This is a genomic window from Pseudarthrobacter sp. NPDC058119, assembly GCF_042884655.1.
Classification (GTDB): Bacteria; Actinomycetota; Actinomycetes; order Actinomycetales; family Micrococcaceae; genus Arthrobacter.
In genome coordinates, this window is sequence record NZ_JBHVTN010000008.1 from 118,497 (window position 1) to 144,020 (window position 25,524).

The following is a 25,524-nucleotide window of genomic DNA, read 5'->3' on the forward strand; positions in this document are numbered from 1 at the left end:
CGGGATCGTGGTTCCCATGAATGCAGACACAGGGGCCAAGCCCGTCATCGTGGGCGTGGACGGTTCTGAATACTCCTCCGCCGCGCTCCGCTACGCGGGCACGCTGGCAGCCCGATTGGGCACCCGCCTCGAAGTCATCTCCTGCGTCGGGATGCCCGACTACCTGGTGATGTCACGCCTGGAAGGGGCGGACCGGCAGTTCACCGCCAGGCTGGAGGATGCGGCAGGGCGCCTGGTCGAGGACGCCCTGGGCCGGGCCTTCTCCGGGGACCGGCCCGAAAACATCGACGTCACCATCAAGTTCGGGCCACCGGCAAAGGTGCTGGTGGAGGAGAGCGGGCGGGCGCAGATGCTGGTGGTGGGGCGGCACGGCGAGGGCGGCCTGCTGAAGGCAGCCATGGGCTCGGTCAGCAAGGCCTGCGCAGCCCATTCCGTTTGTCCGGTCCTGCTGGTAGGGCAGGAGGCGGACGCCGTGTGAGGGCCGCGGAGGGCCTGAGCTCCGCGGAGGCGGCGCAACTCCTGAAGCAGGCGGGCCCCAACCAGCTCCCTACGGAGAAACCCGTATCCCAGTGGCGGAAGCTCTGGGGGGAAATGACGCACTTCTTCGCCCTCATGCTGTGGTGCGCCGCCGCACTGGCCTTCATCGCGGACATGCCGCAACTGGCAGTGGCGATCATCGTGGTGGTCATAGTCAACGGGGTGTTCGCGCACATCCAGCAGGAACGCGCCCAGCACGCCGCCGCGAAGCTACGCGGACTGCTGCCGGCGGACGTGTTGGTCAGGCGGGACGGGAAGATCCGGAAGGTCCACGCCGGAGAACTGGTGGTGGGGGACGTGGTGCTGCTGGCGGCCGGCGACCGGGTCCCGGCAGACATGGCGCTCCTCGCTGCCTCCGCCTGCGCGGTGGACGAATCGATGCTGACCGGCGAAAGCGACCCGGTGCCCAAAGCCGCAGGGGACCAGGCCTGGGGCGGCACCTTCCTGGTCAACGGTTATGGGGAGGCGACCGTCACCGCAACTGGCGCCAAGACCAGGCTGGCGGGGATAGCGGCCCTCACCAGCGCCGCGGTTCCGCCACCAACGCCACTGTCCATGGAGCTGCGGCGGATAGTCCGGGTCACTGCGGGCATGGCACTGGGCATTGCGGCCGTCTTCTTCCTGGCCTCGCTGCTGGTGGGTTTCCAGTGGCGGGATTCCTTCCTGTTTTCCATCGGCGTTGCCGTGGCGCTGGTCCCCGAAGGGCTCCTGCCCACCGTCACACTGTCCCTGGCCATGGGCGCCCAGCGCATGGCCGCCCGCCAAGGACTGGTCCGCAACCTTGAAGCAGTGGAAACCCTGGGCTCCACCACCTTTATCTGCACGGACAAAACCGGGACCCTGACGCAGAACCGGATGAACGCCGTCGAAGTCTTCACGCCCGAGGGCGCCATCCACGTGGCTGGGGACGGGTATGCCCCCGAGGCGCAGATTGAGGGCCGTGGCGTCGAGAAAGCTGCCCAGGCCGCGCTCGCCGCCCGCGCCGCTTCCCAGGGCCGTGCCGAGCTCCACGACGGACAATGGCGTGCCCAGGGTGATCCAATGGAGGCGGCCATGGACGTCCTGGCACGCAGGCTGACGGGCCCGGGGTCCGGGCCCGCTCCGCTCCGGCGGTTCCCCTTCGATCCTGTCCGGCGCAGGGAGTCAGCGATCGTGGGGCAGGACCTTTTCTGTAAAGGTGCCCCCGAAACCGTCCTTCCCGTCTGTGAGTCCGTGCCCGACCCGGTCAGGGATCACGTGGACGTCATGGCGAACCGGGGCCTGCGCGTCATCGCGGTGGCCCGCCGGCGGCTCGGAGGCGCCCCCGGCACCTGGCAGTCCGCTTCACCAGCGGAGCTCGAAACAGGAATGGAACTCCTGGGCCTGATCGGGCTGCAGGATCCGCCGCGACCGGACGTTGGGGACGTGATCCGCACAGCCCGGCAGGCAGGTCTGAGGGTGGCCATGATCACCGGCGACCACCCCGCCACCGCCGCCGCGATCGCCCGGCAGATTGGCTTGACGGGAACGCCCGAACACGTCCTGGAAGGCGCAGCACTTCCGGACGACGACCAGGTGCTCGGAGCGCTCCTGGACCGGGACGGAGTGGTGGTCAGCAGGGTCTCACCCGAGCAAAAGCTTCGCGTCGCAAAGGCCCTGCAGTCCCGCGGGCACGTGGTGGCCATGACCGGGGACGGCGTCAATGACGGCCCGGCGCTGCGCGAAGCCGACATCGGGGTGGCCATGGGCCTGAGCGGAACCGACGTGGCGCGCGAAGCCGCGGACCTGGTCCTCCTTGATGACCATTTCGGCACCATTGTGGCCGCCATTGAACAGGGCCGGGCAACTTACGCCAACATCCACCGTTTCCTCACCTACCACCTCACCGACAACGTGGCCGAACTGACCCCCTTCGTCATCTGGGCGCTCTCCGGCGGCCATTTCCCGCTGGCCCTGGGTGTCCTCCAGATCCTTGCCCTGGACATCGGCACCGACCTGCTGCCGGCACTTGCCCTGGGTGCCGAGCCGCCGGGGAAGCGCGTGCTGTCCCGTCCGCCCGAACGCCGGCACCTCATGGACCGTCGCCTGATCATCAGGGTGTTCTGCATCCTGGGCCCGGTTGAAGCAGCCGTCGAAATGGCCGTGTTCTCCGCCGTCCTGGCAGACGGTGGCTGGACCCGTGGACAGGCTCCGCAGGTGCCCCTGCTGATGGCCGCCTCCGGTGCGGCCTTCACCGCCGTCGTCCTGGGACAACTCGCCAACGCGTTTGCCTGCCGGAGCGCAACGGTGCCCCCGTGGAAGCTGGGCTGGGGAACCAACCGGCTCCTGGTGTGGGCCGTGCTCGCAGAAGCGGCCATCCTGGGGGCGTGCCTGTACCTGCCGTCCCTCGCCGCGCTGCTGGGCCAGTCCCCGCCATCCCCCGAAGGGCTACTCCTCGCACTCCTGGCAGCCCCCGCCGTCCTGCTGGCGGACTGGATCCACAAATCCGTCCGGGTGCGCCTGCGCCGCACCTGAGCATTGGGCGCCGGGACCAAAGACTCTGACTGCCCCTGCGGCCCGGGGCAAGAATCGAGCCATGAGTGCCACCGCAGAATCCTCCGTTACTGCCACGAACGTCGTCTGGATCGAGGACACCGGGATCGCGGACATCCCATCCGTGGGAGGAAAGAACGCGTCCCTCGGGGAGCTCAGCAGGGCACTGCAATCAGCAGGGGTCCGCGTTCCTGAGGGATTCGCCACCACGGCCTCCGCCTACCGCGCTTTCCTGGCCGCGAACAACCTGGAACCCCGGATCCGTCAACACATCGAGGACCAGCGCGCCGGGCAATCGACCCTTCGCCAGGCCGGGGCGGCAATCCGCGAGTTGTTCCTGCAGTCCACGTTCCCGGCGGATATTGCGGCCGGCATCCAGGAACACTACCGGGCCCTGTGCCAGCGTGCCGGGCAGGCCCAGGCGGCCGTAGCGGTCCGCAGCAGTGCCACCGCCGAGGACCTGCCGGACGCCAGCTTCGCGGGCCAGCAGGAAACTTTCCTGAACGTGGCAGGGGAGCGCGGCGTCCTTGAGGCCTGCCGGCGCTGCTACGCGTCCCTGTTCACGGACCGGGCCATCAGTTACCGCGAGATGAAGGGCTACGACCACCTGGATGTCGCCCTGTCCGTCGGGGTGCAACGGATGGTCCGTTCGGACCTTGGCGCCTCCGGTGTGATGTTCTCCATCGACACCGAATCGGGCTTCCCGGGGGTCGTGGTCATCAGCGCTGCGTGGGGCCTTGGCGAAACCGTCGTCCAGGGCACCATCAACCCGGACAAGTACCAGGTCTTCAAGCCGCTCCTGGCGGACCAGCGCTTCACCCCGGTCATCGAGCGCGAATGTGGTGCCAAGGAGCGGAAGATGGTTTACAGCCAGGGAGGGGACGCACGGACCCGGACCGTGGAAACCACTGAACGGGAGCAGCGCTCGTTGGTGCTTGCCGACCCGGAGGTTGTCCTGCTGGCCCGCTGGGCGGTGGCGGTTGAGGACCACTACGGGCGGCCTATGGACATGGAATGGGCCAAGGACGGGATCACCGGCGAGCTCTTCATGGTCCAAGCCCGGCCGGAGACGGTCCAGGCACGCCGCAGCACCTCCATCCTCCGCACCTACCACCTGGCCCAGCCGGGCAAGGTCCTCGCCACCGGCGCGGCGATCGGCGATTCGATTGCCCAGGGGATGACGTGCGTGGTGCGCGACGCGAAGGACATCGAGTCCTTTGTCGACGGCGCCGTGCTGGTCACCCGGATGACTGACCCGGACTGGGTGCCCGTGATGAAGCGGGCCGCGGGCATCATCACCGACCACGGCGGCCCCACCAGCCACGCAGCGATCGTCAGCCGGGAGCTGGGAGTGCCCGCCGTCGTGGGAACGCGCAACGCAACGGAGGTACTGCCCGACGGCGTCCCGGTCACCTTGTCCTGCGCGGAAGGGGAAGAGGGCCGCGTCTACGAGGGGCTGCTGGATTACGCCGTGGAGGAAGCGGACATGCAGGCCCTCCCGGCCACCCGCACCGACGTGATGATCAACATCGCCAGCCCCGCCGCCGCCTTCGCATGGTGGCGGCTTCCGGCGGCCGGCGTAGGCCTGGCCCGGATGGAGTTCATCATCAACAACCTGGTCCGCATCCACCCGATGGCCCTGGTCCACCCCGGGAAGGTGGCGGACCCGGAGGAGTCAGCGCTGATCCGCCAGCTCACCAGCGGCTACCAGGACCCGCAGGAGTACTTCATCGACGTACTGGCCACGGGAATCGCCAAGATCGCCGCGCCCTTCCACCCCAAGCCCGTGATCGTCCGGCTCAGCGACTTCAAGAGCAACGAGTACGGCCACCTGATCGGAGGCAGCGCCTTCGAGCGGCCGGAGGAGAACCCCATGCTGGGGTTCCGCGGCGCGTCCCGCTACTACAGCAGCCACTACCGGGAGGGTTTCGCCCTGGAGTGCAGGGCACTGAAACGGGTCCGGGAACAAGCGGGGTTCGCCAACGTCATTGTCATGGTTCCCTTCTGCCGCACGGTGCGCGAAGCTGACCAGGTCATCCAGGCGATGGCGGAGCAGGGGCTGGTGCGAGGCGAGGATGGCCTGCAGCTCTACATGATGTGCGAGATCCCCTCCAACGTGGTCCTGGCGGAGGAATTCGCCAAGCGCTTCGACGGCTTCTCCATCGGGTCCAACGACCTCACCCAGCTGGTATTGGGCGTGGACCGCGACTCGGAAGAGCTTTCGGGACTGTTCGATGAACGGGACCCGGCAGTGATGTCAATGATTGCCGAGGCCATCAGCAAGGCCCACGCCGCCGGCATCAAGATCGGGATCTGCGGGCAGGGACCCAGCAACCATCCGGACCTGGCAGAGTTCCTGGTCAGCCAGGGAATCGACTCCGTGTCGCTGAACCCGGACACCTACGTCAGGACCGTACCCGTTATTGCTGCGGCAGAGGCTGCGGCTGCCCGGGACCGCCGCTGACCGCCCGTGCACCGAAAGTGCCTGGCTCCCAAGGGGGACGGAACCCGTGGGAGCCAGGCACCGGCGTCGTACCCTGACTGTGCTCAGCCCCTGCTGACGGGGATCTTCGACGCCCCGGCTCCCCGTTCCTGCTCCGGCATGGGAGCGCGGACTTCCAGGACGCCGTCCTTGTAGGACGCGGTGACGTCGCCCTGCTGGACGCCGCTGGGGAGGGGAATGCGGCGGACGAAAGATCCGTACCTGAACTCGGACCGGTAGCTGTCCTTGTCCTTGTGCTCCTTCTTCTCCTGCCGCTCCGCCTTGATGGACAGCACGCCGTCGGAAACCGTGACGTCGACGTCATTCTCCGGATCGATGCCCGGAAGTTCGGCGCGAACCACCAGTGTGTTGCCGTCCACCATTTCCTCCACCCGGATGGCGGAGGAACCAACGTCGCCTTCGAAGAGCCTCTCGATGACGTCCATGGGGGAGCGGCGGTTATCGAACCATTTCATCAGGTCAGTCATTCTTGCCTCCTGCTCATGTGCGTGCCGGACCATCGCGGTGCCCGGCATTTCCACCATCCGCTTCACGTGGCACCGGTTCCAGAGGCAAAGGTCCCAGCACCGGCCTGCCGGCAGCCGTGGACGGGCGGCGGGTTAGCCGGCCGATGAATTCAATGGCCAGGCATCCCGCGGCGGCCACTGCTGCCGCGGGCACCAGCAGGCCGGCAGGCGGCACGTCCACGCGGAAGAAGTCCTGCGTCAACGGCACCGTGAACAGCAGGACCAGCCCGGCGTACATTCCGGCAAGGATCAGGGCCTTGGTCCAGTTCAGCGGCCGGGAGGCCAGCACCAGGATCCACGCCGCCACCAGGCCCAGGGTCACCGTTGCCGCCGACTGGGCATCTTCCTGGCTGTAGCCTTCCCAAGACTGGGCGTAGACACTGACGGCCAGGACGCAGAGGGCCGCGCAGGCGCCGGCCGGCAGGGCGAAGGCCAGCGAGCGCCGCAGGAATCCAGGGGCGTAGCGCTGCCCGCCGGGCTGCAGGGCCAGGAAGAATGACGGCAGGCCAATGGTCAGGCCGTCCAGCGCCGACAATTGCCGGGGCAGGAACGGAAAAGCGAGCAGCATAATGCCGGTTACCACGGAGATGACCGTGGCGTAGACGGTCTTGCTGAGGAAGACCAGGGAGACGCGCTCGATATTGCTGATGGCCCGGCGCCCCTCGTCCACCACCGCCGGCAGCCGCTCGAAGCGCCCGTCCAGGAGCACCAGCCGCGCCACGGCCTTTGTCGCCGGTGACGCCGAGTCCATGGCGATGCCCAGGTCCGCCTCCTTGAGGGCCAGGACGTCATTCACTCCGTCCCCGGTCATCGCCACGGTGTGCCCGCGCCGTTTCAGCGCCTGGATCAGGTCCCGCTTCTGCGACGGCGTCACGCTGCCAAAGAGGTCGCAGCCCTCTACTGTCTCCTCAAGCCGGAGGGAGTCCTCGGGGAGGCCGCGCGCATCAAAGGCAACGCCGGTTCCAAATCCGACGGCCCGCGCCAGCGCAGCAACGGTCCGGGGGTCGTCACCGGAGATGATCTTGACCGAAACCCCTTGGCGCCGGAAATAGTCGAGGGTGGCGGCGGCATCACGGCGGATGCTCTCACGGAACGTCAGCAGCAGCACGGGCACCAGGTCCAGCGGAAGGCCATCCTCCGCGGCCCCCTGCGGCAGCGGTCCAGGCAGATGCGCCAGGGCCAAGGTCCTGAGGCCGGTGGCGGCAAGGGCGGCGGCCTGGGCGTGCGCCGCAGCGCTGCCGGGAGAGCCAAGCACCGCGTCGGGTGCTCCCAGGATCCAGGTGCCCGCGGCCGCTGACTCCGGCCCGAAGGTGACCGAGCTCCACTTCCGTGCTGAAGAGAACGGCACCGAATCCTGCTCGGGAAGCGGCTGCAGGGCGGGGAAAGCTGTCCCGATAGCGGCAGCGGTGCTGCTGGCTTCGGCGTTGCCGCCGAACCATTCCAGGGCCGCCTGCCAACCGGGGGCCCGGGGCCTCCCGGCGTCATGGAGGGCGTCGAATTCGATGGACCCGGAGGACAAGGTCCCGGTCTTGTCGAGGCACAGGACGTCCACCCGGGCCAGGACCTCCACCGCGGCAAGTTCCTGGATCAAGACCTTTTGGCGGGCAAGCCGGAGCCCGCCCACGGCAAACGCCACGCTGGTCATCAGGAGCAGGCCCAGGGGAATCATGGCCATGATGCCCGCTATGGCGCCGACGGCGGCCGGGACCCACCGTCCCGATCCCATGGCCCCGGCCCAGCCGCCCTGCTCCAGCATTTGGGCATTCGTCAGCAGCAGGGCGGTGGGGAGAAGCAGCCACGTGATGACGGCGAAAACCTTTTCCAGCCCCCTCCGGATCTCCGACGTGACCAGGGAGAACCTGCGTGCTTCGGCCGCCAGCCGGTAGGCGAACGTCTCCGGCCCCACGCGGAGCACGGTTGCCCTGCCGCTGCCTGCCAGGATCAGCGAACCCGACAGCAGCACCGCGCCGCCGGCCTTGGGCACGGGTTCGGATTCGCCGGTCAGGAGGGATTCATCCAGCTCGAGCGGGGCTCCGGCCAGGAGCAACAGATCAGCGGTGACCTGGTCCCCGGCGTTGAGGACCACGAGGTCGTCGGGGACAAGTTCTTCCGAGGAGATGGTTTGCCGGGCGCCATTGCGGACCACCGTGTTCCGGGCAGCCTGCAGGATGGCCAGTTGGTCGAGGGACCGCTTGGCCCGGTACTCCTGGATGATGCCGATCAGCGAGTTGCTGATTGCCGACAGTCCGAAGAGCGCATCCCGCCACTGGCCCAGGACCAGCAGCAGGATGAAACACCCTCCCACCACCGCGTTGAAGAGGGTGAACACATTCGCCTGGACGATCTCGCGGACACTCCTGCTGGTTGCCGTCGGCACGCTGTTGACGCGCCCTGCAGTGGTCCGTTCGAGTACTTCGGCGGTGGAGAGCCCGTCCCGGGAATGGCGGATGTCCACTCCCGGGCCCGGTACGCCGTGGTCCCCAGTTATCGGCATCTCGCGGCCAGGGGGCAGGCCCGGTCAGCCGTCGTGCTGCTTGTGCATCCGGGTGATCACGGTCGGGCACGGTGGCTGGCTCAGCACGGCGTGCGCCGTGGACCCCAGGACGAACCTCCCGAAGCCACCTTTTCCGCGGCTTCCCAGGACCAGCAGCCGGGCGCCGGCGGCAGCGCGCAGCAGGGCGTCGGCCGGTTCCAGCACCGTTTCCATCACGGTGTGCACCACCAGGTCCGGGTAGTCCTGCCGGAGGCCGGCCTCTGTTTCGGACAACACGATCCGTTCCTCCTCGACCACGTGGGTGGCAAAGCTGCTCTGCGGAAGTCCTGCAGCGATCCAACGGTTGGGGCCGGTGAAGGCGTAAAGAATGGTCAGTTCCTCGCCGAGCCCATCAGCTTCGGCGGCCGCGAACGCCACCGCCTGGGTCGCCTCCCGCGACCCGTCCACGCCGACCAGGACGCCACGGCCCTCCGCCTGGCCGTCGCCGATGACGGCCACGGGGCACTCCGCGGTCGCTGCTGCCTGGAGTGCCCGGTCCGTCAGGGCACCGCGGTTGTGCCCGCTGGTCCCGAGGACAAGCATGGAGGCATTCTTGGAATAATCACCCAGTGCCGCCCCAACGCCGCCTTCGAGGAGCTGCAGCGAGACCTCCAGGCCTGGTTCTGCGGCGGTGGCCTTTTCGCCGGCCTCCTTCAGCAGCCCCAGGCCGGATTCACGCAGCACTTCCAGGTAGGGCAGGACTTCTGCTGCCATCCACCGGTCGTCAACAACGTTCACGACGGCGAGCGGGCAGTGGAGCCTGTTGGCCCGGGCAGCAGCCCACATCAGGGCCGCAGTGGCCGCGGAAGTATCTGAGATGCCGACGGCGATTGGCTTGGCAGGTGCCATGGGGACCATCCTTTGCTGGTTCTTCGTGAGTGGTGTCGGGTGCGGCTGCACGGCCTAGTCTGCGGTGGGCTCCCGGGGCGGCCACCAATGGGTTGGGGCGGCAATGACGAACCTGCGGCCGCTGATGTCCTCCGGCGTGATCCGGAGCAGGACGTTTTTCTGGCCCGGCTGCCACGGGGACAGGCCCGCCTCCATGGCATCCCTGATCTCCTCGTCGTCGGACACCACCATGGCATGGCCCTTCAGGACGACGCTCCAGGCTATGGTGCCGTACTGGTTCATTCCGTCGGCTTCGACGGCCACCGCCTTCCGGTCCGGAAGGGAGGCCAGCTTGGTTCCTTCGCCGGTACGGATGAGCAGCGTGCCATTGGTGGGGACAAAGTTCACCGGGTAGTTTTCCACCCCGGGCCCGTCGGTGAAGGCGATCCTGCAAAGGGATGTCGATCGGAGGTACCGCCAGCAGTCGTGGACGCCGAGTTCCTTGATTTCCGGTTCTGTCGCTGCGCTGTTCATGGCCGTAGCCTAGGGGCGGGAGGGCCGCCGCGGCTAGGGAAGAAGGTCCCGCCCACCGGCCCGGGCCCGATAGCAAGACTACTGAGGGTATTTTTCACCGTGCTCTCCTAACATTGGAGGAGAAGCGTCTTCATGCTCATGTGAAGGCGGAATTGGGGGCGGAGGCCGGCACTTCCGTTTCGGGCACTTAGACCGCGCCAGGGATCCGCAGCGCCGCAGGTTCCTTCCGCAGGAGGTGGGACGTGAGCACTGAGCAGCCGTGGCGGTCCCCGACGAGGGAAACGGTGGAGGACCTGCTCCGGGACTTCGCTGTCCGGGGAGACGAACCGCCGGACAATCAGGAACGGATCAACGGCCTGTTGGCGGCCGTCGTTGCCCTGGCCCAGGACCTCAGCCTGGAAGCCGTCCTGGACCGCCTGGTCCGGTCGGCCTGCGCCCTGGTGGGGGCGAGGTACGGCGCGCTGGGGGTCATTGGTGAAGACCGGAGGCTGAGCCACTTCATAACCGTGGGAATCGATGAGCAGGGCATCCGCGCCATTGGCGAGCTGCCTACCGGCCATGGGGTCCTGGGCCTGCTGATCCGCGAGCCGAAGCCCCTGCGCCTCCACGACCTGGGCCGGCACCCCATTACCTCCGGGTTCCCGCCGAACCACCCGCCCATGAAGACCTTCCTTGGCGTTCCTGTCCGCGTCCGCGACGAAGTCTTCGGAAACCTCTACCTGACCGAGAAACAGGGCGGCCAGGACTTTACCGCGGAGGACGAAGATCTCGCCGTTGCCTTGGCGGCCGCGGCCGGAGTGGCAATCCAGAATGCCCGCCTCTTTGAAAACAGCAGCCGCCGGCAGCGATGGCTGGAGGCGGGGATGGAACTGAGCAGCCGCCTGATCATGGCCTCCCAACCGGGGGATCCGGACAACCTTGACCTTGTTGCCGGCACCGCTTTGAAGGTCTCCGACTCGGTGCTCGCGGTTATTGCCGTTCCTGCCGGTGACGGGGCGCTGCGGTGCCGGTCATGCCTTGGGGTCCAGGGACTTCAATCCGGCGAGGAGCTGATGGCCTCCAGTGCGGTGTCCAGCGTTATCCAGGACGGCGGCTCATTCGTGGCACGGGACCCCCGGCAGGTGTTCGACGACGGAATGGCAGGAAAACTGGGGTCCGTCCTGGTGTGCTCCCTGGGGCACAGCTCCATCGACAACGGGGTGCTCCTGCTGGCCCGCGCCCATGGGTCCCCCGTGTTCACCCAGGCGGAGGCGGAGTCCAGTGCCATGTTTGGGAGCCGCGTAGGCCTGGCGCTGGACCTGGCCCGCGTCAACGCACTGCGCGAACAGAACCTCCTTTTCACCGACCGGGAACGGATTGCCCGGGACCTGCACGACCTGGTGATCCAGCGCCTGTTTGCCGCCGGGCTCAGCATCCAGAGCCTGCGCCGCTACACCCTTGACCCGGTAGCGCACGAACGGATTGCCGCCGTGACCACCGAACTGGATGACACCATCCGCAAGCTGAGGGACACGATCTACTCGCTCAGGACCGCCGACGAGGAACGCGAACCCCTGACCGGCCGGATCCTGCGCGTAATCAGGGAAAGTTCCCGCAGCTACGCGGTGACGCCCAAGGTGTCCCTGGATGGTCCGGTGGATTCGGTAGGGGAAGACGTCGCCGTCCACCTGCTGTCCGTGGCGTCGGAGGGACTCAGCAATGCCCTGCGGCACTCAGGGGCGGAGGACATCCAGGTCTCGGTGGCCGTGGGCCCGGACCAGGTGCAGCTCCTCATCAGCGACAACGGCCGGGGCTTCACCGAACCGGACCACGAAAGCGGCCTGGCGAACATGCGCCAACGTGCAGCCCAACTGAAGGGCAGTTGCAGCATCGACAGCTCCTCCGGCAGGGGCACCACTGTGAAGTGGTCGGTCCCGCTGGCGTAGCCCGCGGCTTGTTGCCGCGTCAGGCAGGGTCTGTGGAACTCTTGGTGACGAAGACGGCTGCCTGCGTCCGGCGCTCGAAGCCCAGCTTGGCCAGGATGGACGAAACGTAGTTCTTGACGGTTTTTTCGGCCAGGAACAGGTCATCGCCGATCTGCCGGTTGGTCAGCCCCTGGCCGATCAAGGCCAGTACCTTCTTCTCCTGCGCGCTCAAGCCGTCCAGCCGCGGGTCGGTAGGCGCCGTGGACAGGCCCGCAATAATCTGCTGCTCAACTCCGGGATCAAAGAGGGACTCGCCGGCAGCAGCCCGCCGGATTCCGGCCAGGAGGTCATCACTCCTGATCTGCTTCAGGATGTACCCCGACGCGCCGGCCAGGACCGCGCCCCGGAGGGCCTGTTCGTCGTCGTAGCTGGTGAGGATCAGGCAGCGCAGTCGCGGATCAAGCGAGCGCACATCCCGGCAGACCTCGATCCCGGTGCCGTCCGGAAGCCGGCCGTCGAGGATGGCGATGTCAGGGCGCAGGGCCGGGATGCGCCGGGTGGCTTCGGCCGCGGAGCCGGTCTCGCCCACCACCAGGAACCCTTCGCCCTCCAACAGGTCCTTCAGGCCCTGCCGGACAAGTTCGTGGTCATCAAGGATGAACACGCGGACCTGCCCGGGAGATCCCGCCGCTTCATCAGCCCCAGTCTCATGCATCTGCACCGAACGCTCCCAAAATCTCCACGATTCAACCCGCCTGCGCGGGCGGCCCCCGGGAAGGGCCTGGTCCCATTGTTACCTGTGCAGCGGTGCGCGGGAAGGGACCAAAGTCCGGCCGGCCCGGCATGTCGCCACCGCGACTGCTGCCGGCACCGCCGCGCTGTTCCCGCCGTAATGACCTTTGGCCCTGTTCGCCGCGTCGCTTCCGGTCCAGGCTGGGGGAGAAAACAGGAGGCAACGTGGCAGAACAAGGGAACGGGGCGGCGGTGCCCGGCTCCGGCCAGCGTCCCAGGATTATTGTGGGAGTGGACGGCTCCGAGGCATCCATCTCAGCGCTCCGGGTGGCCCGGGCCCTGGCTGAGCCGCTCTCGGCGCCGGTGGAAGCCTGGGCATGCTGGGACGTTCCGGCCGGCTACGGGGTCTACCTCGCCGTGGGGATCGAAGGCTTCAAATATGCCGCCGACCAGGTACTCCAACAAACGCTTGCGGATGCTTTCGGTGAGGTCCCGGCCTTCGTACACCCCCGCCTGGTGCGCGGCAGGCCCGGCCCCGCGCTGATTGATGCGAGCCGCAACGCCTCACTGCTGATAGTCGGGAGGCGGGGGCATGGAAACTTCGTGCCGGGGTCGGTCAGTTCCGCCTGCGTGAGCCATGCCTACTGCCCGGTGCTGGTGGTGCACGCCCCGGAAGCCGGAGCCAAGGCTGAGGCCGGCGCAACCCACTCCGCTGCTGCGCCGTGACGGGCCGCGCCCTGGCGCGCCCTTGTGCTGCACCCTGGCGGCGCCGTCGTCGTCGTACGGGCTACTGAAGGTCCTGGTGCCTGGGCTGGTCCTGGCCGTGGTGGTGGGCCGCCTCTTCGCCCACCAGTTCGTGGAGCCCTTCGATGGCGCGGGCGAGTGACAGGCCGGGGGCGTCGACGATGAAGGGCATCAGGAGCCGGTTCTCCTTGTCCAGGTGCAGGGCAAAGATCCGCTGGATGGCGCCGGCTGCCACGGCGGCCGCAACGCCCCCGGCCGTCCTGAGCTCGTCCACCAGTCCCACGATGACCTGGTGCTCGGCCAGCATGCCGTCCACCAGCAGCTTGCCCTCAGGCGTGCCGTGGGGGCCGCTGTAAAGGGGACCCTCCTCCGCCAGCGCATGCGGCACCAGTTCTTTGTCGCACCAATCCAGCAGGGCAGCCTGCGCCCCCTCAGCAGCGCCGGAACCGTCCGCCTCCACCGCTTCGGTGAGCAGGCCCACCAGCCCGTTCAGGTGCCGCAGCATGTCTGCATGGTGCGCCTCCACCTGCTGCAGTGCACGCGCCTCGGCGGAGGTGTCTTTTGGGGTTCCGGGTCCGGCATTCATTCGCTGTTGCCTTCCAGTTGGGTGGCATGGCGGTGGGTGGTGCGCAGGGACCAGCGGAGGTCCTTGATGGCCCAGTAGGCCGCCGCGTTCATGACCGCGAAACCTGCGATGCCCAGCAGCGGGACCCGGACCACCAGCCCGAGGACCAGGACGGCGGCGCCCGCGGCGACCAGTGCGAGTCCCCGGCGGAAGCGGGTACGCAGCGAAACGGCAAAGGCGTCCTTGTTGAGCAGGGCTGCCAGCCTTGGGTCTTCCGACTCAAGGGCAGAGCTGATCAGGTCGAGTTCGCGTTTCTCGAATTCAGAGAGTGGCATGGCTGCTGCCCACTGTCCTTTGCCTCCGGGAGCCACGGTCTCAGGTGCCCCGGTGGCCGCGCAGGACGGCCAGCCTGTCCTGGTATTCGGCTGCGTCGATCTCGCCACGGGCGAAGCGCTCGGCCAGTACGTCCTCGGCCACCCGTGGTGGCTGCGGGTGGGTGCCGTACGGGGAGGGTGCCCGCAGGGAACGGGCCAGCAGCACAATGCCGGTAATGATGGCGCCCCAGACCACCACCATGCTGATGCTCATCAGGACATAGCCCCACAGGCCCATGCCATCGTTCCAGCCGTACACTTCCCCGACCCCCGGTCCCATGGAGACGGACGCCAGCCGTCCGCTTTCCGTTCCAGTATTGGTCCCCGCAGCGTGCCGGGGGAGAGCCATTGGTCCCGTTTCGGCCCTGGACCGGCCCGCCTGACCCGGCGGGAGAGGCTGCTAGAAACCGCGGCGGCGCAGCCTCTTGTCCACGGCGACGGCCAGGGACGCGAGCAACGCCAAGCCCAGGATCCGCAGCCACGCGTCTGCTCCAATGGGTGCGGTGTGGAAAAGCCCGTTCATCAGTGGGGTGTAGGTGAGGGCCAGCTGGCCGCCGGCCTGCAGCACTACGCCGAGGAGGAGCCACCGGTTGCCAAACGGTCCGATGCGCCACACCGGACGGGTCAGGGAGCGGCAGCTGAAGAGGTAGAAGACCTCCACTGCCACGAACAGGTTCACGGCGGACGTCCGGGCCTGGACCGTGGCGCGTTCCACGGCGTCCGGAAACTGGCCGGGCGGGATGGTGTCCAGGTCCGCGCCGGTCAGGGCTGTGCCGGCGCCGCTGTCGGCTTCCAGCCCGCAGCCCGCGGCGGGTCATGCATGGCCTGGAGGCCGGTGAGGGTCATCCTGCCGCGCAACCCGGTGGCGGAGAGGGTGCGGGATCCCGCGGGAAGGGGCAGCATGGCCGTGGCAAGGACCCGGAGTCCGTTGTCCGCCAGTGTGTGGGCCGCAGCAAGCACGGCGCGACGGCGGACCGGCCGGCCGGTGCCGTAGCGGTCCATTTCGTGGGAGCAAAGCTCCAGGACGCGTTCCACCGCGCCCTTCACGAATACCGTGCCGGGGCCTTCCGGGAGCGCGGAGGCATGCAGCGTGGCCATGAACTGGCGCTCCGAGGTGAACGGCAGCTCGGCTTGCCGCGGGTTGGCCGCCATGAAGTCCTGCACCTTGATGCCGCCTTTCCCGGCTGCCACCAGCATCGCTGCCTCGGTCGGATCGCCGCGGACCTGCCAGCCGGCCCCCTCCCTGCGGAGGCCGGCGTCGTTGCAGGCTGCTCCGCCCAGCAGGGACCACCGCAGCGCAGCGTCCGCGGGCAGTGACCCCGAAGGCAGGCCGTGCGGTTGCCGTGGGCCGGAGGGGGTGATCCGTCCTTCCGGACCGTAGCCGGAACCCGTCACGTCATAGGTGGCGGCCGGGGTCCAGACCGCGCGGACCGGTCATCTGGTTCTCGGTGAAGGTGCCTGTCTTGTCTGAACAGATCACCGTGGTGCTGCCGAGCGTTTCCACTACCGGCAGTCGGCGTACCACGGCGCGTCGACGGGCCATGCGCCGGACACCGATGGCAAGGGTGACCGTTACGGCGGCGGGAAGACCCTCCGGGATGGCCCCAACGGCCAGGGCGACGGCGGCGGTGAACATTTGCCCGGGCTGATCGCCGTGAGCCAGGCCGGCAAGGAACGCCACGGCGGCGAGGCCAAGGATGGCGACGGTGAGCGTTGTGCTGAATTGTGCCAGTTTTCGGGTCAGCGGGGTGGACACGGGCCGGACGGCACCCATGAGCCGGTGGATTTCCCCGAGTTCGGTTTCGCCGCCGGTGGCCACGACGATTCCCGCGCCGGTGCCGCCGGTCACCAGGGTGCCGCTGTACAACATGTTCCTCCGGTCCACCACGGGTGTGAGCCGGGGCAACACCACCTCGTCCTTGGCCACCGGGTCGGATTCACCGGTCAGTGCGGATTCGTCCACCCGGAGGCCGGACAGGCGTACCAGGCGGAGGTCCGCCGGAACTTTGTCGCCGGCTTCCAGCAGGACGAGGTCGCCGGGGACCAGGTCCTCGGACGGGATGTGCTGCCGTTCGCCGCCGCGCATCACGGCGGCATGCGTACGGACCAGTGAATGGAGGGCATCCAGGGCCGCTTCTGCCCGTACCTCCTGGATGAAACCGATCAGCGTGTTGACCAGAACCACTGCGAGGATCACGGCGGAGTCAAGGAATTCTCCCAGGAAGACGGTGACTGCGGCGGCGGCCAACAGGACATAGACCAGCGGGTTGTTGAACTGGCGTCCGAGCTTGCGGAGGATGCTCCCGCGCCGTGCCCGGGGCAGCTCGTTGGCGCCGAACTGGGCCCGTCGGCGGGCCACCTCCTTTTGGGCCAGGCCCTTCACTGCATCCGTCTCAAGCAACAGCACCACCTGGTGGACGGGCAGTCCGTGGTGGGCCGGATCCCCGGTGTATCCGGGGCCGTTGCCACTGCCGGTCGGGTCCGGCTGCCTCGCATTCGCGTGGCCGTTCCGGGAGGGCCTGGCCGTCGCCATGGTGCCGGGCCTCAAAGCCCCAGCAGGGCGTCGAGGGTGGCGAAACCGTACCCTGCGGCCGTGACGCGGTCGATGACCTGGGGGAGGGCGTCGGCGTCGAGCGTGGTCCCGTCGTCGGGGTTGGACCCGATATGCATGAGGACGATTTCGCCGGGCTGCAGGCCCGCCTGGACGCGGTCTGCCACCGTTTGGACGCCCACGCCGCCGCTGGTCCCCTTCCAGCCCAGGGTGTCCACGGTCCACCTCACTGCCACGTACCCCAGCGTGTTGACCGCCGCGATGGTGCGGGCGTCGCGTTCGCCGTAGGGGAAGCGGAACAGCGGCCTGGGGTCGGCGCCGGCGGCCAGGATGGCCTGCTCTGCGCCGCGCACCTGCTGGGCGATCTGGTCATCGCCCAGGCCGGTGAACTCCGGATGGGTCATGGAATGGTTGGCCACCCGGTGCCCGGCGGCCGTGATCTGCGCCACGGCCTGCGGGTTGTTCGCTGCCCAATTACCGGTCAGGAAGAAGGTCCCGGGAACGCCGCGGGCGGCAAGGGCGGACAGGATTTTCGGCAGTCCGGCCGCGTTGGCTCCTGCGTCGAAGGTGAGGGCCACTACGCGGCCCGCGCCGGGAATTACGGTCAGGTCCTGCCCTCGGAGGGACTCCGGGAACGGCGCCGGCGGCGCGGGGGTCGCTGGTGCCGCCGGTGGCGGTGGCGGCACGGTGACGGGGGGTTCCACGGGACTCTGGCCGGCCTCGGGTGTGTCGGATTCCTGCGGCGCCTGCGGAGACGGGGAAGCTCCCGGGTTGGGCAAGCCCGGCGTTGTGGGCGGAACCGTCGCTGACGGGGACGGACCGGCCGACGGCGGACCGGCCGTGGGTGCCGGAAGCAACAGGGCCAGGACGATGGCGAGGCCCGCAAGACCGGCGACGAGCGCTATGGCCGGCGCCCGCCGTCGTGCTTCACTGGCCTGCACCGCCCCCACCTGACCGGGAAGTGGATTTTCCCTGCGCCGTTTTTCCCGTCAGGAATCCCCGGACCCGCCGGGTTCGCTCTCCGGAGTGTGCACTACCAGTACTGGGCAATGCGCGTGCGCCACGATGGCGGAACTGACCGAGCCCAGGAGCAGCCCGCCGAACCCGCCGTGCCCCCGCCGGCCCACCACCACCATGTCGGCCTCGCGGCTGGCGTCGATCAGCGCTTCGCGGGGATGGCTGCGGACGAGGGTTGACGTGACGTTGTCCGGCGTCTGGCCGCCGAAGGCCTGGGCCACTGCGTTGTCCAGGACTTTCCTGGCCCCCTCCTCGAAGCCCTCGACGCCCATCATCACGTAGCCGCTGTACATTTGCGGGTATTCCCAGCAGGCGATGGCCTGGACCTTGGCGCCGAGGGGGGTGGCCATCCGTTGGGCCTGCCGAAGCGCCTCCACGGACGCTTCCGACCCGTCGACGCCCACTACGATCCTGGCTATTGGTGCCCCGGCAATGCTCATGTTTGCTCCCTCATCGGACCCGCGTTGTCACGCCCATCATGCCTGCGGACGCGTGGTCGGGCTAGGGCCGAAGGTCATGGCGCACCGGCAGGCGGCGGCGCGGCCGGGGGAAGGGGCGCCGGGGGCCACCCGGGTTCGGCGGCGCCCTGGTCCAGCCGGAAGGGCGGATATTCGTCCCGCATGAGCGCGGTGTACACCAGGACGCGGTAGATCCAACGGTTGATGCCGAGGATGAAATCGAAGAGCGGGCGCTGGTACCGGCCGGTGAACAGCAGGATCACGGCCGCGACGAGGACCAGCAGGCCCAGCAGGGACAGGCCGGATCCCCGTTCGTAGGTGCTGCCGATGACGTTGTCCTCGCCCTGCCACCGCCAGACAGCTCCCGTGGTCCCCGCGAAGGCGCCCACCAGGAGCAGATGCGGGATGGCGAGGAGCCACCACTTCACCAGGACCAGTCCGCGCGAGAGCCGCTGCGGGTAGTCCACCTCGAAGTCGGCGGGGTAATCGGCCCGCTTGAGCGTGAACGGCGGGTATAGGTCGGTGCCCACGGCGGCGTAGGCGTAGAAGGCCACTCGCCAGTTCCACCGCAGGACCCCCACGTTGAAATCGAAGAGTGCCCGCGGGTAGCGGCCGGTGAACAGGATGGCGAACCCCGCCACGATGGTGGTGATGACGAATGCGAACCAGAGGAAGAAGAGCAGGATGAAGTGCGGTATCGCCAGGAACCACTTCACCAGCCACATCCACCGGGTGAGGGCCGGGTCAATTTCGCCGAAGAGCCGTGCGGGGTAGCCGGGGCGCCCTCCCGCCGTGACTGTATCCACGGTGGATGGGGGTGGGGGAACTGCGCGGCGGCCCAGTCCGGCGGCCCCGATAATAAGGAGCGGAACGCCGATCAGCAGGGCGATGATGCCGCCCACCAGCAGTCCCATGGCGGCCGGCCGGATCAGGTCGGAGCGGAAGCCGGCCTGCGCCTGCACATCGATCCCGGCGGAGGCGTCAGCGTTCATTACCACCACTTCCCAGGTGCCGGGCGTGATGTTCCAGGTGAGCTCCTGCGCTCCTGTTCCCGACGCCGAAGCGGTCCAGATGCGCTGGTCCGCGGGCGATGAAGCCGGGCCGCCGCCCGGTACGTCGCGGTATTCGGCGCGGAACGGCCGCTGGCGGATGTTGAGCAGTTCCGAGTGGTGAACCCCGGAGAGGTATTGTTCGGCGTCGGCCTGCGGAGCGATGCCGATGAAGACCGGTTTGTCCGCGGCCACCGGTTCAACGCGAAGCCGCAGGGTGCCGACGTCGAACGGCAGCCTGCCCGGAACGTCGTCTCCGATGGCGTCCGCGCGCGGAGAGGTCAGGGCGTAGCTGCTGACCGAGAAACGCGACGTGCCGGAGTTGAGGAAGCCATCTCCCTGGATGGTACCCACAGCTGACGCCACGGCCCCGCCTGCCAACGCGGCCAGGCCCGGGAGTGTCAACAGGATCCCGAGGATCAGCATGATGATGGCCGCGGGTTTCTTCATGGCATTGGACCTTCCGCGTGGCAGGGCGGCCGGGGCTGCGGCCTAGATGGGGTTCTTGGCGGTCTGCGTCCGGGTGATGATGGTGGGGCAAGGCAGGTGCTTCAGCACACCGTGGGCGGTGGAACCGAGCAGGAGCCGCTTGAAGGCGCCGCGGCCCCGGCTGCCGACCACCAGGAGCCGGGCTCCGGCCGCCGCGTCGACAAGTGCGTCCACCGGGCCCCGGTCGGTTTCCAGCCGCTGGTGCACGGTCAGGTCGGGGTAGTCCTCCTTCAGCCCGGCGACGGTTTCGGAGAGAACCACCCTGTCCTCATCCACAATGAGGTCGGCAAGGGCGGCCGGCGTCAGGCCGGCATCGACAATGGGGTTGGGCACGCTGACCGCATAAACTACCGTGAGCTCGTCTCCTTCCCGGTCCGCCTCGGCGGCGGCGAAGGCAACGGCCTGTGTGGCCTCGGGGGATCCGTCGACGCCCACCACTACCCCTGACCTGCCCTCGAGGTCCTGGGTTCCGACGACCGCGACCGGGACCTTGGCGGCGGTGGCGACCTGGAGCGCGCGGTCGGCGAGGGATCCGCCGAGGTGCGCGCTGCCGGAACCGACCACCATCATCGAGGTCTTCTTGGAGTACTTGGCCAGGGACCCGCCCACGCTTCCGGTGAGTAGTTCAGTTGCCGGGGTGAGGGCGACGGCTCCTTGGAGGCGTCCCGCGGCGGTCTTGAGGAGTTCCTCACCCGCCTGCTGGAGCGTCCCGAACCATGGATAGGGCTCGGCTACCCAGCGGTCGTCCACCACGTGGAGGACCACCAACGGCAGGCCGGCGCGGTGGGCGCGGCGGGCTGCCCACAGGACGGCGGCCTGGCTTTGGGCTGAGTCGTTGGTGCCCACAGCGATGGGTTTCTGGGATGTCATGGCCGCACTTCCTGCTCGTCGTGAACTGGGTTCCTGCCTTTCAAGACTGTCCCCGGTGTGCGCCGGGCTGTAGGGCCAAAGGTCACCGAAGCGCTGGTCAGGACCCTTGAGGGCCGGGGCCGCCAGGGGTCCCGGGTTCGCCGGGGGTAACGGCCTCCGGGCCGGGCGCATCGCTTTCCGCCAGGGTCTTATAGATCGTCCAGCCGACGGCGGTGAGCGGCACCGCCAGCAGTGCACCGATGACACCTGCCAGGGTGGCTCCTGCCGCCAGGGCCAGGATGATCACCAGTCCGTGGATCCGCAGGACCCGGCCCATGAATAGGGGCTGCAGGATGTGGTGTTCAAACTGGTTTGCGGCCACCAGGAGAATCAGGACGATCAGCGCGGGAACGGGCCCATTCTCGACCAGCGCCACCAGCACGGCGAGGCTGCCTGCGGTGGTTGCGCCAATAATGGGAATGAAGCCGCCCAGGAAGACCACCGCCGCCAGGGGCACTGCCAGCGGAACCCTTAGCACCAGGAGCCCGACCAGCACGATGACGGCGTCAAGGGCGGCTATGACGAGGGTTCCCCGCACATATCCACCGAGCACCACAATGCTGCGGTCGGCAGCGAGATGGGCCTTTCCCTGGCGTCTTCCGGGCAGGAACCCAATCAGGAAGGCCCGGATCTTCTCGCCGTCCTTGAGGAAGAAGAACAGGATGACTGCCGTCAGGACCGTGCCCGCTGCAATCTCGCCGGCTGTCCTCAACCCGGTCAGTGCGTCAGCGCCCAGGGTGCCGCCGGCCAGGAATTTCTGGAACTCGGCGCGGGCTGCGTCGATCTGGTCCTTTGTCAGGGCGATGGGGCCGGTGGTGATGAACTGCTGCAACTGGCCGATTCCTGCTTCTGCCCGGGCCGCCAGCACGGAGGCTTCCTGGCGGACGAGGGCAATGATTCCTCCCACCACTCCAGCGGCAATGGCCAGGATCAGCAGGAAGGACGACAGGACCGCCAGTGCGCGGGGCCAACCGCGCGCCGCGAGCCAACGAACCGCCGGAGCCATCGCCGATGCCAGGATCAGCGCCACCAGGACCGGGATGGTGACCAGCGGAACCCGGACAGCCGCCGTCACCGCCGTCCAGGCGAGCGCGAGAACGGCGAGCACCTGGACGGCCCGTATGCTTGCCCGTCCCAGGGCATCGGTCCACAGCACCGACATCCTGCCGGGGGCGGACTGCGGACGGGACGGGTTTGCCGCGTCCCCGTTGGGGGGAACAATCCGTTCCATGGGCTTTCTCCTTGCCTGCCGTATGCACCCGAGGTTCCATCAGCATTTGTTGGTCAGTATGCTTACTATTGTCTGCTCAACAGTCAACCAGAAAGGCATCATCATGGCTGAACAGAACGTCCCCGACGATGGACTGGAAGTTGTGGAGGAAGAGGACGTCCTTCTGGATGCGAGCCCGGGCGCGGCGTCGTCCCTTGAGCTGGACCCAGTAGCGGGGGAGCCGGACAACTATCCCGGCGCTGCCGAAAACAACCCTGACCGCTGGCAGGAGGACCCGCTTCTCCAGGACGAGGCCCGCACGGGTGAGGAGGAGGACTTCCTGAGTGAGCAGGCGCTGCGGGATGAAAGCGCCCAGGCGCGGTACCGCTCCGGCGATGAGCAGGTGCCGCCGGACGCACCCACCCTCGGTGAGGCAGCCGCCGATGTCGATTTTGGCGAAGTCCCGACTGGCCTTGAGGCTGATGCCAGCGACGACGAGGAGAATTTCGGAGGCTCGCCCCTCAGCGAGTTCGAGCCCGACGACCTGGAACGCTAGCAACCCGGCGGGCCGGGTATCAGGCCCGGCCAGGAAGGGAAGGAGAACCATGCAATCCAAGGAAGTGCTCCAGGAAGCCTTTGGCCGGCTCCCTGGCCTGGTCCGGCAGGCCCTCGACGGCCTTGAGGCGGCGGAGTTGCAGCACCGTCCGGGCGGCCACGGGAACTCCATTGCCTGGCTGATCTGGCACACGGCCCGGGTTGAGGATGCGCAGGTAGCCTCCGCCGCGGGCCTGGAGCAGGTCTGGAAGGCGGAGGGATTCGTGGGCCGCTTTGGCCTTCCGCTCGGGGACCGTGACACAGGCTATGGGCACTCCAGTGAGCAGGTGGGTACCGTCAAGGCGCCCCGGGAACTGCTCCAGGAATATTACGATGCGGTGCACCGGCAGACCGCCCGTGTGCTCGACGGCATCGTTGATTCCGACTTGGACCGAGTGGTTGACCGGCACTGGGATCCGCCGGTGACCCTCGGGGTGCGGCTCGTCAGCATCCTGGGGGACTGCCTCCAGCACGTTGGCCAGGCAGCATATGCCCGGGGCTTGCACCCGGGGACGGCGGACGCCCGCGGTGCGTGAACTGGTCGTCTTGGGCACCGCCTCCCAGGTCCCCACCCGGACCCGGAACCACAACGGCTACTTCCTGCGCTGGGACGGCGAAGGGCTGCTTTTCGACCCCGGTGAGGGGACCCAGCGCCAGATGATCCATGCCGGCGTCGCGGCCGGCCACATCACCAGGATCTGCCTCACGCACGTGCACGGGGACCACTGCTACGGGTTGCCGGGGGTCCTGTCGCGGATGGCCCTCGACGGCGTGCCGCACCCTGTCCACCTGCACTACCCGGCGTCCGGGGACCCGGTGGTCCGGGCACTGGTGTCGATCAGTACAACCGGCATCGACCTCCGGCTCCACCCGCACCCGGGCCCCGGACCCGTAGCGGAAGGTTTGGAGGCCAGACCCCTGAAGCACCGCATCGAGACGTACGGCTACCTCCTCCAGGAGGCTGACGGACGAACCCTGTTGCCCGGGCGGCTGCGGGCGGCAGGGATCACCGGCCCCGACGTGGGCCTGCTCCAGCGCGATGGCCACTTCGGGGCGGTCAGGCTGGAACAGATGAGTATTCCCAGGCCGGGCCAGCGGTTCGCCTTCATCATGGATACGGCGCCGTGCCCCGGCGCCGAAGAGTTGGCAGACGGGGCAGACCTGTTGGTCGCCGAGTCGACATTCAGTGACGACGACGGCCCCCTGGCGGGTCGGTACCTCCACCTCACCGCCGGGCAGGCCGGGCAGCTGGCAGTGTCCGCGGGGGCCCGCACCCTGGTGCTCACCCACTTCTCGGCTCGGTACGGTGACGATGTTTCCGTGCTTGCAGGACAGGCGGGTGCACGGGCCCCCGGGGTTGACGTGATCGCCGCCAGGGACCTTGACCGCATCCCCGTTCCGCGACGGCGGCAGCCGGCGGTAGAGGCTGCCGGCCCACCAACGGCGATAGGGTTAAACCATGACGGCAGCAGCTGAATCCACGGTCACGTTCGATGGCCGTTTCGCCCGGGAACTGGCGGAACTTGCCGTGCCCTGGCAGGCCGAGGAAGCGCCCAGCCCGGAGCTCCTGGTCCTGAACGAGAAACTGGCAACGGATCTGGGCCTTGACCCGCAGTACCTGCGCAGCCCCGAGGGTGTGCGGCTTCTGGTGGGAAACCACGTTCCAGCGGGGGCCACGCCCGTGGCACAGGCATACGCCGGACATCAATTTGGCGGGTACTCGCCGCTGCTCGGTGACGGACGGGCCCTGCTGCTGGGCGAGGTCATGGACCGGAAGGGCCGCCTCCTGGACGTCCACCTCAAGGGCTCGGGGCGTACGCCCTTCGCCCGTGCAGGGGACGGCCGTGCCGCCGTCGGGCCAATGCTGCGGGAATACGTCGTCAGTGAGGCCATGCACGCACTGCACATTCCCACCACCCGTTCGCTCGCCGTTGTGGCCACCGGGCGGCAGGTCCGGCGCGATGGCATGCTGCCCGGCGCCGTCCTGGCCCGGGTTGCGGGCAGTCACCTGCGCGTAGGCAGCTTCCAGTACGCGCGTGCCACCGAAAACATGGACCTCCTGAAGCGGCTGGCAGACCATGCCATCAGCAGGCACTACCCGCAGGCGGCCGATGCCGCGAACCCTTACCTTGCGCTGTTCGCTGCGGTCGTCACCGCCCAGGCAGAGCTCGTCGCCCGGTGGATGCTCGTCGGCTTCGTGCACGGGGTCATGAACACGGACAACATGACCATTTCGGGGGAGACCATCGATTACGGGCCCTGCGCGTTCATGGACGCCTTCAACCCGGCCGCCGTCTACAGTTCCATCGACGTCGGCGGACGCTATGCCTACGCCAACCAGCCGGTCCTGGCCGAATGGAACCTGGCCCGGCTCGCCGAGGCCATGCTGCCGCTGATTGACCAGGACCAGGAAAAAGCCGTGGCCCCGGCAGTGGAGGTCCTGGGTGGTTTCCGCGGCCGGTACAGCACTGCGTGGACCCGCGGGATGACGGCCAAGCTGGGCCTGGACAGCGCCAATGAAAGCCGCGCCGGGACGCTGGTGGATGATGTCCTGGACATCCTGAAGGACGGACCCGTGGACTACACCCTGTTCTTCCGCAACCTGGGTAAAGCCGCGCGGGGGGACCACCGCGCCGTGCGCGGCATGGTCCTTGACCTTGCCGCCCTCGATGCCTGGCTGGTGCGGTGGCAGGAACTTGAACCGGACGCCGGCCTGATGGACAGCGTCAACCCGGCCTACATTCCCAGGAACCACCTGGTGGAGGAGGCGTTGGCCGCCGCCACGGGCGGAAACCTGGCACCCTTGCAGCTGCTGCTCGAGGCAGTCAGCGACCCCTTCACCGAACGGCCCGGCCTGGAACGCTACGCGGAAGGCGCCCCTGAAGACTTCGGCGCGTACATGACCTTCTGCGGGACCTGACGGCCGCGGATGCGGAGGGCGGATGCGCCAGGAGGGCGGCAGCCGGTGTACCGGCT

25 protein-coding genes are annotated in these 25,524 nt (G+C 68.3%); 9 read left to right on the forward strand and 16 right to left on the reverse strand.

Going from position 1 to position 25,524, the window contains the following annotated elements; all coding sequences use genetic code 11:
• Positions 1-16: 16 nt before the first annotated feature.
• The 3 genes from ACFVTD_RS16995 to ppsA all read left to right on the forward strand — a co-directional run bounded on the left by ACFVTD_RS16995 (position 17) and on the right by ppsA (position 5,512).
• Complete coding sequence (locus ACFVTD_RS16995) at positions 17-478, forward strand: universal stress protein (RefSeq protein WP_387565119.1); 462 nt, start codon at positions 17-19, stop codon at positions 476-478.
• Positions 475-3,030 carry a cation-translocating P-type ATPase gene (locus ACFVTD_RS17000; RefSeq protein ID WP_387565121.1) on the forward strand — a complete coding sequence of 852 codons (2,556 nt, stop codon included), beginning with the start codon at positions 475-477 and terminating at the stop codon, positions 3,028-3,030. Before ACFVTD_RS16995 ends, ACFVTD_RS17000 begins: the two co-directional genes overlap by 4 nt.
• 61 nt (positions 3,031-3,091) lie before the next feature.
• Positions 3,092-5,512, forward strand: coding sequence for a phosphoenolpyruvate synthase (gene ppsA, locus ACFVTD_RS17005; protein ID WP_387565123.1), 2,421 nt, complete (start codon positions 3,092-3,094; stop codon positions 5,510-5,512).
• Between the two features lie 83 nt (positions 5,513-5,595).
• On the opposite strand, the gene ACFVTD_RS17010 is transcribed toward ppsA, so the two are convergent.
• The 4 genes from ACFVTD_RS17010 to ACFVTD_RS17025 are packed head-to-tail and all read right to left on the reverse strand — an operon-like array spanning position 5,596 to position 9,952.
• Positions 5,596-6,018: an Hsp20/alpha crystallin family protein gene (locus ACFVTD_RS17010; RefSeq protein ID WP_387565125.1), complete on the reverse strand. Its 423-nt coding sequence runs from the start codon at positions 6,016-6,018 to the stop codon at positions 5,596-5,598.
• A 13-nt stretch (positions 6,019-6,031) separates the two neighbouring features.
• Complete coding sequence (locus ACFVTD_RS17015) at positions 6,032-8,551, reverse strand: HAD-IC family P-type ATPase (RefSeq protein WP_387565127.1); 2,520 nt, start codon at positions 8,549-8,551, stop codon at positions 6,032-6,034.
• A 24-nt stretch (positions 8,552-8,575) separates the two neighbouring features.
• Positions 8,576-9,439: a universal stress protein gene (locus ACFVTD_RS17020; protein ID WP_387565128.1), complete on the reverse strand. Its 864-nt coding sequence runs from the start codon at positions 9,437-9,439 to the stop codon at positions 8,576-8,578.
• A 54-nt stretch (positions 9,440-9,493) separates the two neighbouring features.
• Positions 9,494-9,952 (reverse strand): pyridoxamine 5'-phosphate oxidase family protein, encoded by a 459-nt coding sequence (locus ACFVTD_RS17025; RefSeq protein WP_387565130.1) that lies wholly within the window; start codon positions 9,950-9,952, stop codon positions 9,494-9,496.
• Between the two features lie 242 nt (positions 9,953-10,194).
• On the opposite strand from ACFVTD_RS17025, the gene ACFVTD_RS17030 reads away from it, so the two are divergent.
• Positions 10,195-11,877, forward strand: a complete 1,683-nt coding sequence (locus tag ACFVTD_RS17030) for a GAF domain-containing protein (RefSeq protein ID WP_387565132.1) — start codon at positions 10,195-10,197, stop codon at positions 11,875-11,877.
• 19 nt (positions 11,878-11,896) lie between these two features.
• Here the strand turns inward: ACFVTD_RS17030 and ACFVTD_RS17035 are convergent, their stop codons facing one another.
• Positions 11,897-12,571 (reverse strand): response regulator, encoded by a 675-nt coding sequence (locus ACFVTD_RS17035; protein ID WP_387565134.1) that lies wholly within the window; start codon positions 12,569-12,571, stop codon positions 11,897-11,899.
• A gap of 242 nt (positions 12,572-12,813) precedes the next feature.
• Between ACFVTD_RS17035 and ACFVTD_RS17040 the strand changes: the two genes are divergently transcribed.
• On the forward strand, positions 12,814-13,314 hold the full coding sequence (locus ACFVTD_RS17040; RefSeq protein WP_387565136.1) for a universal stress protein: 501 nt from the start codon (positions 12,814-12,816) through the stop codon (positions 13,312-13,314).
• Between the two features lie 61 nt (positions 13,315-13,375).
• On the opposite strand, the gene ACFVTD_RS17045 is transcribed toward ACFVTD_RS17040, so the two are convergent.
• From ACFVTD_RS17045 to ACFVTD_RS17095, 11 genes are all read right to left on the reverse strand, one after another.
• Positions 13,376-13,918: a hemerythrin domain-containing protein gene (locus tag ACFVTD_RS17045; protein WP_387565138.1), complete on the reverse strand. Its 543-nt coding sequence runs from the start codon at positions 13,916-13,918 to the stop codon at positions 13,376-13,378.
• A complete protein-coding gene (locus tag ACFVTD_RS17050) occupies positions 13,915-14,232 on the reverse strand; it encodes a DUF3040 domain-containing protein (protein ID WP_387565140.1) in 318 nt (105 codons plus the stop codon). The genes ACFVTD_RS17045 and ACFVTD_RS17050 overlap by 4 nt, the downstream gene beginning before the upstream one ends.
• Before the next feature lie 40 nt (positions 14,233-14,272).
• Positions 14,273-14,620 carry an SHOCT domain-containing protein gene (locus ACFVTD_RS17055; RefSeq protein WP_387565142.1) on the reverse strand — a complete coding sequence of 116 codons (348 nt, stop codon included), beginning with the start codon at positions 14,618-14,620 and terminating at the stop codon, positions 14,273-14,275.
• Positions 14,621-14,671: 51 nt separating this feature from the next.
• Complete coding sequence (locus tag ACFVTD_RS17060; RefSeq protein ID WP_387565144.1) at positions 14,672-14,986, reverse strand: cation transporting ATPase C-terminal domain-containing protein; 315 nt, start codon at positions 14,984-14,986, stop codon at positions 14,672-14,674.
• Between the two features lie 47 nt (positions 14,987-15,033).
• Positions 15,034-15,666 (reverse strand): hypothetical protein, encoded by a 633-nt coding sequence (locus ACFVTD_RS17065; RefSeq protein WP_387565146.1) that lies wholly within the window; start codon positions 15,664-15,666, stop codon positions 15,034-15,036.
• A gap of 1 nt (position 15,667) precedes the next feature.
• A complete protein-coding gene (locus ACFVTD_RS17070) occupies positions 15,668-16,804 on the reverse strand; it encodes an HAD-IC family P-type ATPase (RefSeq protein WP_387565148.1) in 1,137 nt (378 codons plus the stop codon).
• 11 nt (positions 16,805-16,815) lie between these two features.
• Entirely contained in the window at positions 16,816-17,763 is a 948-nt protein-coding gene (locus tag ACFVTD_RS17075; RefSeq protein WP_387565149.1) for a polysaccharide deacetylase family protein, read from the reverse strand.
• A gap of 48 nt (positions 17,764-17,811) precedes the next feature.
• Positions 17,812-18,279, reverse strand: coding sequence for a universal stress protein (locus tag ACFVTD_RS17080; RefSeq protein ID WP_387565151.1), 468 nt, complete (start codon positions 18,277-18,279; stop codon positions 17,812-17,814).
• 74 nt (positions 18,280-18,353) lie between these two features.
• A complete protein-coding gene (locus tag ACFVTD_RS17085) occupies positions 18,354-19,796 on the reverse strand; it encodes a DUF4389 domain-containing protein (RefSeq protein ID WP_387565153.1) in 1,443 nt (480 codons plus the stop codon).
• 42 nt (positions 19,797-19,838) lie between these two features.
• Entirely contained in the window at positions 19,839-20,705 is an 867-nt protein-coding gene (locus tag ACFVTD_RS17090; RefSeq protein ID WP_387565155.1) for a universal stress protein, read from the reverse strand.
• A 97-nt stretch (positions 20,706-20,802) separates the two neighbouring features.
• Positions 20,803-21,975, reverse strand: a complete 1,173-nt coding sequence (locus tag ACFVTD_RS17095; protein ID WP_387565157.1) for an AI-2E family transporter — start codon at positions 21,973-21,975, stop codon at positions 20,803-20,805.
• Positions 21,976-22,078: 103 nt separating this feature from the next.
• Between ACFVTD_RS17095 and ACFVTD_RS17100 the strand changes: the two genes are divergently transcribed.
• Genes ACFVTD_RS17100 through ACFVTD_RS17115 form a run of 4 tightly spaced genes read left to right on the forward strand, consistent with a single transcriptional unit; the run spans position 22,079 to position 25,468 of the window.
• On the forward strand, positions 22,079-22,510 hold the full coding sequence (locus tag ACFVTD_RS17100) for a hypothetical protein (RefSeq protein ID WP_387565159.1): 432 nt from the start codon (positions 22,079-22,081) through the stop codon (positions 22,508-22,510).
• 49 nt (positions 22,511-22,559) lie between these two features.
• Positions 22,560-23,084, forward strand: coding sequence for a DUF664 domain-containing protein (locus tag ACFVTD_RS17105; protein ID WP_387565161.1), 525 nt, complete (start codon positions 22,560-22,562; stop codon positions 23,082-23,084).
• Positions 23,077-24,024, forward strand: a complete 948-nt coding sequence (locus ACFVTD_RS17110) for a ribonuclease Z (RefSeq protein ID WP_387565163.1) — start codon at positions 23,077-23,079, stop codon at positions 24,022-24,024. Before ACFVTD_RS17105 ends, ACFVTD_RS17110 begins: the two co-directional genes overlap by 8 nt.
• The gene (locus ACFVTD_RS17115; protein WP_387565165.1) at positions 24,008-25,468 is read left to right on the forward strand and encodes a YdiU family protein; all 1,461 of its coding nucleotides are present in this window, start codon (positions 24,008-24,010) and stop codon (positions 25,466-25,468) included. The genes ACFVTD_RS17110 and ACFVTD_RS17115 overlap by 17 nt, the downstream gene beginning before the upstream one ends.
• The last annotated feature ends 56 nt before the right edge of the window (positions 25,469-25,524 follow it).

Coding starts and splice junctions, on each gene's coding strand:
- ACFVTD_RS17115 (WP_387565165.1), top strand. CDS start 24,008: ATGACGGCAGCAGCTGAATCCACGGTCACGTTCGATGGCCGTTTCGCC.
- ACFVTD_RS17105 (WP_387565161.1), top strand. CDS start 22,560: ATGCAATCCAAGGAAGTGCTCCAGGAAGCCTTTGGCCGGCTCCCTGGC.
- ACFVTD_RS17020 (WP_387565128.1), bottom strand. CDS start 9,439: ATGGCACCTGCCAAGCCAATCGCCGTCGGCATCTCAGATACTTCCGCG.
- ACFVTD_RS17080 (WP_387565151.1), bottom strand. CDS start 18,279: ATGAGCATTGCCGGGGCACCAATAGCCAGGATCGTAGTGGGCGTCGAC.
- ppsA (WP_387565123.1), top strand. CDS start 3,092: ATGAGTGCCACCGCAGAATCCTCCGTTACTGCCACGAACGTCGTCTGG.
- ACFVTD_RS17085 (WP_387565153.1), bottom strand. CDS start 19,796: ATGAAGAAACCCGCGGCCATCATCATGCTGATCCTCGGGATCCTGTTG.
- ACFVTD_RS17015 (WP_387565127.1), bottom strand. CDS start 8,551: ATGCCGATAACTGGGGACCACGGCGTACCGGGCCCGGGAGTGGACATC.
- ACFVTD_RS17100 (WP_387565159.1), top strand. CDS start 22,079: ATGGCTGAACAGAACGTCCCCGACGATGGACTGGAAGTTGTGGAGGAA.
- ACFVTD_RS17045 (WP_387565138.1), bottom strand. CDS start 13,918: ATGAATGCCGGACCCGGAACCCCAAAAGACACCTCCGCCGAGGCGCGT.
- ACFVTD_RS17010 (WP_387565125.1), bottom strand. CDS start 6,018: ATGACTGACCTGATGAAATGGTTCGATAACCGCCGCTCCCCCATGGAC.
- ACFVTD_RS17095 (WP_387565157.1), bottom strand. CDS start 21,975: ATGGAACGGATTGTTCCCCCCAACGGGGACGCGGCAAACCCGTCCCGT.
- ACFVTD_RS17070 (WP_387565148.1), bottom strand. CDS start 16,804: ATGGCGACGGCCAGGCCCTCCCGGAACGGCCACGCGAATGCGAGGCAG.
- ACFVTD_RS17090 (WP_387565155.1), bottom strand. CDS start 20,705: ATGACATCCCAGAAACCCATCGCTGTGGGCACCAACGACTCAGCCCAA.
- ACFVTD_RS17025 (WP_387565130.1), bottom strand. CDS start 9,952: ATGAACAGCGCAGCGACAGAACCGGAAATCAAGGAACTCGGCGTCCAC.
- ACFVTD_RS17055 (WP_387565142.1), bottom strand. CDS start 14,620: ATGGCTCTCCCCCGGCACGCTGCGGGGACCAATACTGGAACGGAAAGC.
- ACFVTD_RS17035 (WP_387565134.1), bottom strand. CDS start 12,571: ATGCATGAGACTGGGGCTGATGAAGCGGCGGGATCTCCCGGGCAGGTC.
- ACFVTD_RS16995 (WP_387565119.1), top strand. CDS start 17: ATGAATGCAGACACAGGGGCCAAGCCCGTCATCGTGGGCGTGGACGGT.
- ACFVTD_RS17050 (WP_387565140.1), bottom strand. CDS start 14,232: ATGCCACTCTCTGAATTCGAGAAACGCGAACTCGACCTGATCAGCTCT.